The 13,472-nt window shown below is 64.2% G+C and carries 7 protein-coding genes and 1 pseudogene; 5 read left to right on the top strand and 3 right to left on the bottom strand.

What is annotated here, in order from left to right; translation table 11 throughout:
• Positions 1 to 13: 13 nt before the first annotated feature.
• On the bottom strand, positions 14 to 4,069 hold the full coding sequence (hrpA, locus tag MPZ60_RS11345) for an ATP-dependent RNA helicase HrpA (protein ID WP_034352164.1): 4,056 nt from the start codon (positions 4,067 to 4,069) through the stop codon (positions 14 to 16).
• A 175-nt stretch (positions 4,070 to 4,244) separates the two neighbouring features.
• On the opposite strand from hrpA, the gene MPZ60_RS11340 reads away from it, so the two are divergent.
• The 5 genes and pseudogenes from MPZ60_RS11340 (at position 4,245) to MPZ60_RS11320 (ending at position 9,178) form a co-directional block, all read left to right on the top strand.
• Complete coding sequence (locus MPZ60_RS11340; RefSeq protein ID WP_034352161.1) at positions 4,245 to 5,423, top strand: metallophosphoesterase; 1,179 nt, start codon at positions 4,245 to 4,247, stop codon at positions 5,421 to 5,423.
• Between the two features lie 418 nt (positions 5,424 to 5,841).
• Positions 5,842 to 5,994 (top strand): annotated as a pseudogene (locus MPZ60_RS11335) (zinc ribbon domain-containing protein); the annotation flags it as partial.
• 63 nt (positions 5,995 to 6,057) lie between these two features.
• Positions 6,058 to 6,714 carry a zinc ribbon domain-containing protein gene (locus MPZ60_RS11330; protein WP_242899887.1) on the top strand — a complete coding sequence of 219 codons (657 nt, stop codon included), beginning with the start codon at positions 6,058 to 6,060 and terminating at the stop codon, positions 6,712 to 6,714.
• A gap of 5 nt (positions 6,715 to 6,719) precedes the next feature.
• A complete protein-coding gene (locus MPZ60_RS11325; protein WP_034352154.1) occupies positions 6,720 to 7,382 on the top strand; it encodes a hypothetical protein in 663 nt (220 codons plus the stop codon).
• Positions 7,383 to 7,447: 65 nt separating this feature from the next.
• Positions 7,448 to 9,178 (top strand): zinc ribbon domain-containing protein, encoded by a 1,731-nt coding sequence (locus MPZ60_RS11320; protein ID WP_034352151.1) that lies wholly within the window; start codon positions 7,448 to 7,450, stop codon positions 9,176 to 9,178.
• Positions 9,179 to 9,260: 82 nt separating this feature from the next.
• Here MPZ60_RS11320 and MPZ60_RS11315 read toward each other — a convergent pair whose 3' ends face one another.
• Positions 9,261 to 11,111, bottom strand: coding sequence for an enterochelin esterase domain-containing protein (locus MPZ60_RS11315; RefSeq protein ID WP_052057568.1), 1,851 nt, complete (start codon positions 11,109 to 11,111; stop codon positions 9,261 to 9,263).
• Positions 11,112 to 11,127: 16 nt separating this feature from the next.
• Positions 11,128 to 13,353 (bottom strand): TonB-dependent siderophore receptor, encoded by a 2,226-nt coding sequence (locus MPZ60_RS11310; RefSeq protein ID WP_034352148.1) that lies wholly within the window; start codon positions 13,351 to 13,353, stop codon positions 11,128 to 11,130.
• Positions 13,354 to 13,472: the final 119 nt, after the last annotated feature.

The raw sequence follows: 13,472 nt of genomic DNA, 5'->3' as shown, positions 1-13,472 counted from the left end.
CATCAGCCCGGCATCACTGCTGCAGCTGCGCCCAGACCTTGTCCAGCCGCTTGGCGCTGACCGGATACGGCGTGCGCAGCTCCTGGGCAAAAAAGCTCACGCGAAGCTCCTCCAGCATCCAGCGGTACTCCTGCATGCGGGCATCGATCTGCCCCTTGCGCTCGGCCACCAGCCGCCAGTAGCGCTGCTCCAGCGGCAGCAGCTCCTTGAGCTTGGCGGCATCGCGCGCCGGGTCGGCCCGGTACTTGTCCAGACGCGAGGTAATGGCCTTGAGGTAGCGCGCGTAATGGCCGAGCTGCGCCCAGGGGGCCACGGCGATGAAGTTCTTGGGCATCAGCTTTTGCAGCTGTTCGCTCGCGTCCTTGGTAGCCTCCGGCGCGTTCTTGGTGTCCTTGATCTTGCGCGCGGCGGCTGCGTACTCGGCGAGGATGGTGGCCGACATGCGAGCTACCTCGTTGGCAATCAGCGTAAGGCGCCCACGGCCGTCCTGCACGCGCTGCTTGAAGTCGGCCTCGTTGCTCGGCAGCGGCTCCTGCAAAAAGGCGCGGTCTATGGCCACGTCGATGATCTGGCCGCGCAGCTCTTCCTGCGTGCCCAGCGGCATATAGGCCACGGCCATCTTCTGCAGATCGGGAATGTTCTTTTCCAGATACTTGAGCGCATCGCGAATCTGCAGCGCGAACAGCCGGCGCAAACCCACACGGTGCTTTGCGGCAGCGGCTTCGGGTTCGTCGAAGACTTCGATGCCGACGGCGTCGCCATGGTCGATCAGGGCCGGAAAGCCGATCAGCGTGGTGCCGCCCTTCTTGATCTCCATGAGCTCGGGCAGCTCGCCAAAGCTCCAGTCCTTGTAGCGCGCATCGTGGGACTGCGCCGGCTTGCCCGCCGCAGACTTATCATTTTTAGGAGCTTCTTGCGCTTTTCTATTATCACCTTCAGATACTTTTGACTCTGAAATGCTTGTATCACTTGCGCTAGCAGCTACCTTTAATGAAGCAAGCGCCTGGAATGCACCGCGTGCCTTGGCGCCCCACTCGGCCTTGAGCGCACCCAGATTGCGGCCCTGACCCAGCTGGCGGCCATGCTCGTCGGTGATGCGGAAGTTCATGAACAGATGCGGGCTCAGCATGTCCAGCTTGAAGTCTGCGCGCTTCACATCCAGCGAAGTCTCGTCGCGAACCTGCTTGAGCAAGGCGTCGATCAGCCCCCCTTGGGCCCAGCGCTCGCTCTCGGTGAACAGCTCGGCCAGCCGCGCAGCGCTCTCGGGCAGCGGCACGAAACGGCTGCGCGGGCGCTGGGGCAGGCTCTTCAAGAGCGCCTGGATCTTGTCCTTGAGCATGCCCGGCACCAGCCACTCGGCGCGCTCCTCCGACACCTGGTTGAGCACGAACAGCGGCACGGTGACCGTGATGCCGTCGCGCGCGTCGCCGGGGCTGTGCAGATAGCTGGCGCTGCAATCGGCACCGCCCAGCTTCACGGTCTTGGGAAATTTGTCCGTGGTGATGCCGGCGGCCTCGTGCCGCATCAGCTCGTCCCTGGACAGGCGCAGCAGCTCGGGCTGGTTCCTGCTCTCGGCGCGGAACCACTTGTCGAAGCTCGCGCCGCTGTACACATCCTTGGGCAGATGCTGGTCGTAGAAGGCAAAGATCAGCTCGTCGTCGACCAGCACGTCCTGGCGACGGCTCTTGTGCTCCAGCTCCTCGACCTTGCGCATGAGCTTGAGGTTGGCGGGCAGGAAATGCCACTTCGTTTCCCACTCGCCCTCCACCAGCGCCTGGCGGATGAAGAGATTGCGCGCCTCGTACGGATCGACGCGGCCGTAGCTCACGCGGCGGCCGTTGTAGACCACCAGACCGTAGAGCGTGGCGCGCTCCAGCGCCACCACATCGGCCTGCTTCTTGCTCCAGTGCGGGTCCAGCAGCTGCTTCTTGAGCAGATGGCCGCCCACCTCCTCCAGCCACTGCGGCTCTATGGCCGCAATGCCGCGGCCGTAGAGCCGCGAGGTCTCGACCTGCTCGGCCGCCACGATCCAGCGACTGGGCTTCTTGCTCAGGTGGGCACCGGGGTGCGGGTGGAACTTGATGCCGTGCGCACCCAGATAGCTCTCGCTTTCCTCTGCACGATAGCCAATATTGCCGAGCAGGCCCGACAGCATGGACAGGTGCACGGCCTCATAGCCCGCCGCCTCGTTGTTGAGCAGCCATTTCTGCTCCTTGACCACGGTCAGCAGCTGAGAGTGGATGTCGCGCCACTCACGCACGCGGCGGATATTGATGAAGTTCTGGCGCAGCAGTTGCTCCCACTGGCGGTTGCTGATCTTGTGCGTGGCCTCGTCGGCATGTTGGGCCTGATCGGCAGGGTTGAACAGCGCCAGCCGCTCCTCCACCGTGCCATCGAGCTGCGCGCCGCTGGCACGCTGGCTGACGGGCAGGAAGGCCTGGTTGCGCGCACTGGGCTTGGCCGCAGGCGCGTGCTGGGCCGCCATCTCCTTGCGGCTCTTGGCAACGACCTTGCCGCCGCGCGCATCCGACAGCCACTTCCACAGGCGCAGATAGCCGCTGAATTCGCTTTTCTCGTCGTCGAACTTGGCATGGGCCTGGTCGGCCTGCTGCTGCGCTTCCATGGGCCGGTCGCGCACGTCCTGCACGCTGAGGGCCGAGGCAATGATCAGCACCTCGGCCAGGGCGCGGCGCTCGCGCGCTTCCAGAATCATGCGGCCCACGCGCGGGTCCAGCGGCAGGCGCGACAGCTCCTTGCCCATGGGCAGCAGATGACCGTGATCGTCCACCGCACCCAACTCGGCCAGCAGCTGATAGCCGTCGGCAATGGCGCGGCCCGAAGGCGCTTCGAGGAAGGGGAAATGCACCACATCGCCCAGACCCAGCGACTTCATGCGCAGGATCACGCCGGCCAGCGAGGAGCGCAGGATTTCGGGGTCGGTGAAGCGGTCGCGGCTGACAAAGCTCTCTTCGTCGTACAGGCGAATGCAGATGCCGTTGGCCACACGGCCGCAACGGCCCGCGCGCTGGTTGGCGGCGGCCTGCGAGATCGGCTCGACCAGCAACTGCTCCACCTTGCTGCGGAAGGAGTAGCGCTTCACGCGCGCCGTACCGGCGTCAATCACATAGCGTATGCCCGGCACCGTGAGCGAGGTTTCGGCCACATTGGTGGCCAGAACGATGCGTCGGCCCGTATGGCCGTCAAAAATCCGGTCCTGCTCGGCCTGGGACAGGCGCGAGAACAGCGGCAGCACCTCGGCGCTGCGCAGCGTGGGCGAGTGCTGCAAATGCTTGCGCAGATGGTCGGCGGCTTCGCGGATCTCGCGCTCGCCCGGCAGGAAGATCAGGATATCGCCGCCCTTGCCGCCGGCCCAGAGTTCATCCACGCCATCGGCGATGGCGTCGTTCAGGTCCTTGTCCTTTTCACCCTCGAACGGGCGATAGCGCATCTCCACCGGATAGGTGCGGCCCGAAACCATGATCACGGGCGCAGGACCGCTCTTCGATTCGAAGTGCTTGGCAAAGCGGTCCGCATCGATAGTTGCCGAGGTCACCACCACCTTGAGATCGGGGCGCTTGGGCAGGATCTGCTTGAGATAGCCGAGCAGAAAGTCGATGTTCAGGCTGCGCTCATGCGCCTCGTCGATGATCAACGTGTCGTAGGCCTTGAGCAGCGGATCGGTCTGGGTCTCGGCCAGCAAGATGCCGTCTGTCATCAGCTTGACGGAGGCGTTCTTCTGCAGCGTGTCCTGAAAACGCACCTTGTAGCCCACCACTTCGCCCAGCGGCGTGTTCAGCTCCTCGGCAATGCGCTTGGCCACCGAGCTGGCGGCAATGCGGCGCGGCTGGGTGTGGCCGATCAGATGGCCACGCACCTGGCCGTTGGCATCGGGCGCGGCATTGAGCCTGCCCCGGCCCAGCGCCAGAGCGATCTTGGGCAGCTGCGTGGTCTTGCCCGAACCGGTCTCGCCGCAGACGATGATGACCTGATGGCGATCCATGGCCTCCATGATTTCCTGGCGACGGCTGGATACGGGGAGCGACTCGGGAAAGTTGATCTTCAAAGACATAAGGGCTGGGATTATCCCCGTCCTTGGCCGGTCTTGCGCAGTGATGACAAAAGCAGCCGCGCCGCGCAATTTTCAACGCCCTGCGTTGTACCAGCGATAGCGGCTGCAGCAGCGTTCATCGCGGGGACACCAACGCTTGCTATGCTCGCGGCAATTTTCGGTTTCTCTGCGCCCCATGGTTTCGACTGCTGCTTTCGTCATCCCTCTTCTGGCTCTCTGGCTCTGGTGGCCTGTCTCCAGCCTCAACGGTACTTCTCGTCTTGCCCGCCTGCTGGCCGCGCTGATCACGGCCTTGCTGGGCATTGCGCCGGCCTTGCTGCTCAAGGCCGTGCAGACGAATGCCCTGCCCTACGCCGTGGTGGCGCGCCTGCAGGTTCCCGGCGGCTGGATTCTGGCCATGCTGCTGATGCTGGCGCTGTTCGTGCTGCTGCGCGATCTGCTGTGGCTGATCGCCCGACTCATGGGGCGAACCAGCCTGGCGCAGCTGCTGCACCTTCCCGCACTCACCGCAGCCGCCGTGGTGGCGACCGGCTGCCTGAGCGCCATCGGCGTCTTCAACGCCCTGCAACCGCCCAGGGTGCATGAGCAGCAGATCGCGGTCAGAAACCTGCCCGCCGCACTGCAGGGCCTGCGCATTGCCGTGCTGGCCGATATCCACGCCAGCCCGGTCAATGATGCAAGCTATGTGCAGACCATCGTGCAGCGCACCCTGGCCACCACGCCCGACCTGATCGTGCTGCCCGGCGACATGGTGGACGGCGATGTCGCCACCAGCCGCGCCCATGTGGCGCCGCTGGCCGCCTTGAGCGCGCGCTACGGCGTCTGGGCGGCGCCGGGCAACCACGAGTACTACAGCGGCTACAACGCCTGGATGGCCGAGTTCCGCCGCCTGGGCCTGAATCTGCTGGAAAACCGCATGCAGCTGCTGAACATCAAGGGCAGCAAGCTGGCCCTGTCCGGCATCGGCGACCCGGTGTTCGGCCGGACCTCGCCCAACAACGCCGACCCCGAGGTCGCCGAAGGTGTCCCCCCCGATGTGGATGCGGTTGCCGCCCAGGCCCGCAAGGCCGGCGCACAGTTTCATATCCTGCTCGCACACCAGCCCAAGTTCGCGCGCGACAACGCGGACAAGGGCGTGAACCTGCAGATATCGGGCCATACCCACGGCGGGCTGATCCTGGGCATGGACCGCTGGCTGGTGGCTCCCGTCAACAACGGTTTTGTGCGCGGCGAATATGACGTCGGCAATATGAAGCTGCTGGTCAGCAGCGGAGCAGGCCTGTGGGCCGGTTTTGCCGTACGCCTTGGCGTGGCGCCGCGAATCGAGCTGCTGACGCTGGTTGCGCAGCAGTGATTACCGGCCTTGCTGACTCCCGGGTTCAGCAAGGCCTGTATTTCGTTGAAATCTTTACAGCGCAAAACACTCTCAACCATTTGAAGCATTTGCAAAAATCAAACAGATTTCGAGATCCGAGCTTTTCCCGGCAATCCCGGCTTCCATAAAGCACCTGATTTACTGCCTTCTTTTCAAATCAGTCACTTACGCCATAAGTCCCTTGAAACTCCGCGCAGCTCCATTAATCCCAACCCCATTCATGGATCGCCATGTCTGACAAAAAGCTGTCAAAACCGAACGTGCTTACATTCCCGTAGAGCGATCCGACAGGCTGCGGCAAATGCGCCGCTAAGATACAAATCATTTTTCAGAGTCCGTACCGGTTCATGCCAATGCGCAAAAACCGGCCCATATTCCACGCATTGCCAAGGCAGCAATGCCGCCGAACGGCCATTCCCGCGGACTCTTTTCTCGATTGCAGACCATGAATTGTTCCCAATGCGGCAATCCGCTCTCTTCGAATGCCAAGTTCTGCAAGAACTGCGGCGCCAGACAAGCACCGGAAGCGGCAATCACTGCTGTTGAAAAAACCTGCAGCCAATGCCAGGCTGTCTGCAAGCCCGAGGCCCGCTTCTGCACACGATGCGGCCTGGTGTTCGAGCGCCCCGGCGATAGCCATGCCGCAGGGGCAACTGCGCCGCCCATGCCTTCAGGTGCCTCGCAGACCATTGACAACGCAAGCCTGGCCCCTCCCCTGATCGAGCCCATGGATACACCCGCGCCAAGGCCGCCACAGTCAGAGCCTGCCGCAAGCTTTGCGCAGCGCAATGACCGCACGCCGGCCTTTCCCCAGGAACCGGTGCGCGGCAGCAATGCCTGGATCAAATGGGTGGCGCTGGCACTGCTGGTCGCAGCCATTGCGGGTGGTGTGATGATGGCAAGCAATATGAAGGGCCTGACCAGCTCGGGCAATAGCGCATCCAGTTCGTCCCAAGCCGGCAAGGATGGTATTTCGCCCGAAGACAAGGCCAAGGCCGACGCCCTGGTCGGCCCGCTGGGCGGCAGTACCGCAGCGCAAACGACACCTGCCGAAAATGCCCCGATTGCCGGCGCCGTTGACAACGCGCCCGCCACTGCAGTCACCCCCGCAGCGACGACAGCAAACACTGCCAGCGACGCACCCGCGCCTGCGGCCAGCCCGGAGCCGTCCTCAGCCCCGGCATCTGGCAAACCGCCCGTGCCGGCCCCTGCAAGAACACCTCCAGTCAAGAAGAATGCCGCGCCATCCCTGGATGACCTGCTGGATTGAAAGCCATGAAAACACTCAAACTCACTGTGCTCGCCTGCGCCGCAACCCTGCTCGGCGGCTGCGCCAGCTTGCAAGATGCCTCCACATCGCTGAGCTGCATGCTCTCGCGCGTCACCAATTCCGCAGACCCCAGCTGCGGCCCTGGCGGCGGCGCGCCCGCAACCGCTGTTTCGGGCGGGCAGAATGAGCGCTTTGCCCGTTTGCAGGCCGCTCTGGATCAGGAGACGCAGCATGCGCAGAGCATGCAGGCCCAGGCCGTGCAAGCCATGCAGAAGCTGCCGGCCAAACAACGCGCAGTGGCTGGGCCGGTACAGACCAGGACCGTCAGCATCGCCGACGGACAGTCGGGTCAGGCACACCAGATGCGCAGTTTCTCAGCACTGACCGTGGAGATGCCGCTGGCCGCCAAGGGTCGCAGGGAATATACCCAGGCCATGAATGTGCTCAAGGAACTGGCCAATGAACTGGCCGACAACCGGGGCTCATCCAGCATCGTGGTCGATCAGTCCGACGAGGATGTCAGGGCCGGGCGTGTGAATACCGCCACTGGCACAACCCAGTCCAAGGGCGGCAAACCCGTGACTGTCATCAAGAAGATCGATACTGGTCTGCCCACCGGCGTGGAGCGCTACACCATCGAAGCCGGCGAGATCCGCGGCAAGCTTTGACCCTCGGCCAGCCAGCGGCTCATCGCGCCACACCAGCCAGCCTCAACCACCAGACAGGACGAAAAATGAGAGAGCAACCCCTGGGAGAAATACGTTTTGCCACCCTCGCCAGAGCCGCCGAAGGACTGACTCAGTGGCGACCGCTGCTGCTGTGCTTTCTGACACTGCTGCTGACCGGTGCACTGATAGCAGGCGCGGCCTGGATGCTGGTCAAGGCCGGCTTCTTCATGTACCTGATCTTCATGCTGGCGGCCGTGGTCGCGCTGCTGGCTGGCTCTTCGGGCGTCGGCATCATGCTCATGGACAAGGCCAGGAACGAGCCCGTACGCTCCTTCTCGGCTGCGGCATCGGCTGGTCTGCTGTGCCTGCCCAAATTCCTGCTGGTCGGACTCGCGATATTTGTTGCCACGCTGGCCTACTACCTGCTGGCTGCCGTCATTTATTTCATCTGCAAGATTCCCGTGCTCGGCGGTATTCTGGCCTTTGTGGCCCACCCGATTCTGGTGCTGGTCGCCGCAGCCTTGCTGATCGCCATGATTTGGGTCGTCGGCCCGCTGATGGGCCCTGCGCTGTGGAGCGGCCTGTCGGTCAAGGCTGCGCTGGCCAATGTGCTGAGCATCGCGCGCAAGCGCCTGGTCGAAGTGGTGCTGATGGAAGTCGTGCTCTATGTCATTTTGGGCCTGGTCTGCTTCATGCTGTTTGCAGGACTGGTGCCTGCAACCGTCTCCCTGACCGGGATGGCCATGAGCATTACCGGAGATGGCTCCATGGCCGGCATGTTCATGGGCGGCGGCTACGGCCGTGGCTACGGTGGCGGCTTCAACCCCATGGGCATGATGGGTGGCGGCAGCACCGGCCTCATCGCCGGCCTGGGCGTTCTCTATTGCGTGGTGGGCGCACTGCTGGCCCAGGTTGCCATCATGGGCATGAATCTGATCTATCTGCAGGCCCGTGAAAGCGTGGACCCTGCCGAGGCCGAGGGTGCGCTGGACAGCCTGATTGGCGATGTGCGCAAAAAAGCCGAGGAAGCCAAGGCCCAGACCATGGCTGCCGCAGAACGCACCATGGCCGCGGCCGAGCGCGCCAAGCAGGCTGCCAGCGAGCGCCTGCAGGAAGCCACAGCCAAGCCCTCCGCCACCGACACCCCGCCCGGCACCGACAGCAATGCCAGCGCTGGCACAGCAACGGCTGCCGCAGCAACGGCTGGCGCAGCAGCGGCTGCCGCAGGCCTGACTGCAGCCACAGCAGCATCCACCGAGCAGGCGTTTGCCGAGCAGCAGGCGCGCGAGCGTGCTGCCGCCGATGCGGCGGAAAAAGCACGTCAAAGCGCTGAAGAGGCAACCGCCCGCCAGCGTAGCGAAGCCGAGGCGGCACGCCTGCGCGCTGAGGCCGAAGCAGCCCGCCTGAAGGCTGAAGCCGAGGCCGCCGAGCAAGCTGCACGGGAACGTGCGACACGCGAACGTGCGGCTGCCGAAGCTCAGGAACTGGCCGCACGCCAGCGGGCCGAAGCCCAGGCCGCAGAGCGCGCAGCACAACAAAAGGCCGCTGAGGAGCGCGCCGCAGCCCAGGCTGCCGAAGAAGCACGTCAGCAAGCAGAAGCAGAGCGCTTGAAAGCCCAGGCCGAGCAACTGGCCAGGCAGCAGGCTGCCGAGCGTGAAGCAGCCCGCGCCCGCGCCGAAGCAGAGGCCGCCGAGAAAGCCCGCCAGGCTCAGGCTGCGCCGAGCTGCCCCGCCTGCAGCGCCCCGGTAGCCGCCAATGACCTGTTCTGCGGCGAATGCGGCAACAAGCTCAAGTAGAAGCTGGCAGCGCTTGCGAACGAGCGCTGCAGGCCAAAAGCAAAAAAGGGGCTTGCAGCCCCTTTTTTTGTGCTCCCCGGACTCAGAGCCCGCAAGCCTGTGCGACCTGCTCCTTGAGCCCCTCGGTCGATGGTTCGCGACCCGCCAGCGCCAGCAGCCCGCAGGCCAGCGAACCCTGCCAGTGCACATAGTCATGACCAGTGCTGTGTACACGTTGCACGACCTTGTTGCCCTTGGCACGCAGCACATCACCCAACTCCTGGCTGGTTTCGCGTATGCCTGCCTGACCACCGCGAGCCCCTTCGTATAGGCCGGCATCAAAGTAAAAGCGAATGGGCAGTTGCGGTGCTTGCTCATACTGGCGAGCCAGCCAATTGGGCGACTCGCCCTTGGGGGCCCACCAATAGGAGCCCGAAAGACTGAGCACATTGCCAAACCACTGCGGATAGCGCAGCGCCACATAGCTTGAGGCCAGGCCGCCATAGCTCGATCCTGCGATCACCGTGCGCTCAGGTTCGGCCGCTATGCCCTGAGCCTTGAGCCAGGGCATGAGCTGCTTGCCCATGAAGTCGGCAAACACCGGGTTGGGCGGCAGCTCGCGGCTGCGCGCGTCGCCTGCGCCATTGGCCACCAGCACGACGGCTGTTGCAGGCAGCAGGCCGTCGGCCATGAGGTTGTCGATGATGGCGGGCGTGGGAACCTGGCGCAGATAGGCCTGGGCGTCGAACAGCACCAACAGGAAACGCTGAGCCGCATCGGACTGCTGCCAGCCCTGCGGCTTGTAGATCCAGATGTCGCGCCCGTTGCCCAGCGCCTGGCTGTCCAGCCAGTGACGCTGCAACTGGCCGGCAGCCACGCCGGCACGGGGCTGGCTCCAGGGCTGGGGCGACGCCTTGGCCAGCGTCAGCACGGAGCGTCCGTCGTAGCGATCCTGCGCTGCCTGCAAATCCGCAGACCGCCCCCAGCTCTGGCGATTGAGAGGGTCGCGCTGCAAAGTGGACAGAATGGCTCGACGCTGAATCATGGCGTCGGCCGAAACCTGAGGCACATCGGGCGCAAAGCCATAGCTGAGCCGCGCATCCCTGGGCATGACGAAACTGGCCCACCAGACATCGCTGCTTCCGAGGCGCTGCAAAGGCTCATGGTTGCCCGATGGACTTCCGAACAGCCGCACGGACTGCCCGGCACCGCGCCAGACAAAGCTCACCAGATGGTGCTCAGCATCCCAGGGCTCGATCAGCGGCGTGCCCTGGCGTTCCATTTCCTGCCAGAAGCTGCGGCTGTCGCCGCCCTGCGCCAGCCGCGCCTGCAAGGCCTTGAGCCTGGGGCTGCGCAGCGGCTCTGGTTCGATCTCTGCCGCAGGCGCATGGCCGGTCGCCAACGGCGCCAGCACCTGGGTGATCGTCAGCTCGTAGGCACCAGGAATGGGCGCAGCATAGGTCGAAGCGTCGCTGTGCCCGTCCTGCGCCGCCGACACGCCGTTTGCGACCGACGCATAGGACTGGACCTTCTCGGCGCGCAGCACCAGACGCTCCTTTGCCATGCCGCGGCTTTGCCAGGTGAATGCGTGATCGACGCCTGCGCCCTGGCTCAGCCGACGCAGATGGCGCCCGTCAGGCGTTTCCACATCCAGCACAACGCCCAGCGCCTGCAGATTGCCTCGCACCACGGCACCTGCCGGTGCCTCCAGCTGCAGGCTCAGCTTCTGTCCCGGCGCCAGCCTGCCGGAGAGCGGCTCCCGCACCGAAAGCAACGAGGCTGCCTTGGCCGCGCTCTGAGCGGTGTCGGCGGGCAAGGGCCGGGCCGCACCGGCCGCGCTGGCGACGCCGACGCTGGCCGCAAGCAGACCAGGAACAAGCAAGGAGCGCAGCCCTTTTCCGGATGGCCTGTGGCCCGTCACCGGCAAACACAAACCTTGAAGATCTTCATGCATTGATGCGTCCCTCGCCTCAGAAGTCCACGGCGGCGCTGATGCGCACGGTGCGCGGTGCACCCACGGTCAGGAAGTTGTCGGCAAAGGCGCCGGCCCAGTAAGTGCGACCAAAGACGTTGTCCACCGTACCGCGCAACACCACCTTCTTGTCGGCAATGCGCGTGGTGTAGCGGGCGCCGACATCAAAGCGCGTCCAGCTCGGTGCACGCAAGGTGTTGGCAGAGTTGACCCACTGCTTGCCCGTATGCACCAGGCGTGCGTTCAGCGCCAGACCGGCCACGCCCGGCACATCCCAGTCTGCCGCCAGATTGGCCGCCCAGCGCGCCGCGCCGAAAGCATCATGGCCGTCGTTGTTGCCGCCCTGGGTGCTGGTCAGCTTGGGCTGCAGATAGGTGATGCCGCCCAGCACGCGCAAGCGGGGGCTCAGCGCACCAAATGTATTCCACTCCACGCCGCGATTGCGCTGCTCTCCATTGAGCTTGAGGGTATTGGCCGCCGTATCGATGGTGGTCGAAGGCTTCTCGATCTGGAACAGCGACAGCGTATTCGTCCAGCCTGCGCGGCGCCACTTCACGCCCGCCTCCATCTGCTTGGATTTGTAGGGAGCGAATGTCTCGCCTGCATTGGCATAGGTGGAGCCCACCTCGAGACCGGGGCTCAGCCCCTCGATGTAGTTGGCGTAGAAGGACAGATCCTCGCCCCAGGGCTTGGCCACCAGCCCCAGCATGGGAGTGACGGCGCTCTCGTCATAGCCCTTCATCTTCTGATTCACGCGCTGGTGGCGTGCGCCCAGCGTCAGCTGCAGCCTGTCCTGCAGCAGGCTCAGGGTATCGGCCACGGCGAAACTGCGAATCACATTGTCGTTTTCCTGGCGCACGGCATTGCGCGGGCCTGCCAGAACCGGCAGCACCGGGTCGTAGATATTGGTGGTGTAGCTGCTGCTGACCACGATGGGCAGCGCGCGTCCGCTTTGCTGCTGCAGCTCGTTGAACGAGAACACCAGCTGATGGCCCACATCGCCGGTTCTGAAGCGGCCTCGCAAACCCGCATCCAGCGCCGTGCTGTTGGTATAGCCCTGCAGGTTATAGGTCTGACCCACGGCAGAGCCGTCGCCCACGGCATTGAGCACCACGCGCGTGCCCGTGGGCTGGCCAGCATAGTCATGCCAGGCCTTGCCCAGGCTGCCGTAGAGCTGCCAGCTGTCGCTGAGCTCGAAGCTGCCGCGCAGCGCCACCGATTTGTTCTCCACTTCGGTGTTGACGCCGCGGAACAGATTGTTGCTGGCATCCGGCGCGCCGATCAGATTCTTCATCTTGCCAAAGCTCACCATCACCGGGCTGCCGTTGTCCAGGTTCACCTTGTAGTGATAGGCATCCAGCCCCAGCGTGAAGCGATCGCCCTGATAGTCCAGCGCCACGGCGCCCAGACGGCGGCGGCGCTTCTGGTCGTCGACCTCGGTCTCCCCGCTGGACAGCGCGCCGTTAAAGCGTATGCCCAGACGGCGCTCGGGGCCGAAGCGCCGCGATACATCCACATGCTCCTGCAGCTGCGAACCCGAGGTGAAGGTGGTGGTCAGCCGCGTCAGATCATCGGCCAGCGGCTTCTTGCTGACCACATTCACCACGCCGCCCACCGCTCCATTGGGAGCCATGCCGCCGAGCAGCGCACCCGGGCCCTTGAGCAGTTCCACGCGCTCTATCATCTCGGTCGGCACATGGCTGTCGGGCGCCAGGCCATACAAGCCATTGAATGCCACTTCGCTGGCGTTGACGTCGAAGCCCCGAATCACATAGTTCTCGTTGACATGGCCGGTATTGGTGGTGAAGCGCACCGAAGAGTCGTTTTCCAGCACGGCAGCCACCGTGGCCGCATTCTGGTCGCGGATCAGCTCTTCGGAATAGGCCGTGATGTTGAAGGCGGCATCCATCACATCCACATTGCCCAGCAGCCCCAGGCCTGCGCCCTTGGCGACCTGAGCACCAGAGGCCAGCGCAGGCAGAGCGTTGCCGTCCTGCTTGCCCGAAACCGTGACTTCGCTCAGGCGTTTTTCCTGCTGGTCCGGTATCTGGGTCTGTGCCTGGGCGCCGGCACTCAAAACCACCAACACAGCCAGCCCTACGGCTGAGCAGGGGCTGCAGCACACAGCAGAAGACAGCCAATGCGCGAATGGAGCGAACTGCGTGGATGCGAGCGCTGAAGCCGACGGCGCCTTGCCTGCGCCGCCACGAACTGGGGTTGCCATGTAGACCTCGTTTTTGATCGATCTCCTATGGCTAAAACGAAGTGCGTGGCTAAGGTTTGTTGAGAATGAATCTCAATTATTTAAATTGTATAACAAGCAAACCTTCTCAAAACGATAGC

This window comes from Comamonas sp. 7D-2, assembly GCF_022749555.1.
GTDB lineage: Bacteria > Pseudomonadota > Gammaproteobacteria > Burkholderiales > Burkholderiaceae_C > Comamonas > Comamonas thiooxydans.
This window is presented reverse-complemented; position numbering and strand designations above follow the sequence as displayed.

Bases quoted from the DNA above. Each gene is read 5' to 3' on its own strand.
- hrpA (WP_034352164.1), bottom strand. From the start codon at position 4,069: ATGTCTTTGAAGATCAACTTTCCCGAGTCGCTCCCCGTATCCAGCCGT.
- MPZ60_RS11340 (WP_034352161.1), top strand. From the start codon at position 4,245: ATGGTTTCGACTGCTGCTTTCGTCATCCCTCTTCTGGCTCTCTGGCTC.
- MPZ60_RS11325 (WP_034352154.1), top strand. From the start codon at position 6,720: ATGAAAACACTCAAACTCACTGTGCTCGCCTGCGCCGCAACCCTGCTC.
- MPZ60_RS11320 (WP_034352151.1), top strand. From the start codon at position 7,448: ATGAGAGAGCAACCCCTGGGAGAAATACGTTTTGCCACCCTCGCCAGA.
- MPZ60_RS11315 (WP_052057568.1), bottom strand. From the start codon at position 11,111: ATGCATGAAGATCTTCAAGGTTTGTGTTTGCCGGTGACGGGCCACAGG.
- MPZ60_RS11310 (WP_034352148.1), bottom strand. From the start codon at position 13,353: ATGGCAACCCCAGTTCGTGGCGGCGCAGGCAAGGCGCCGTCGGCTTCA.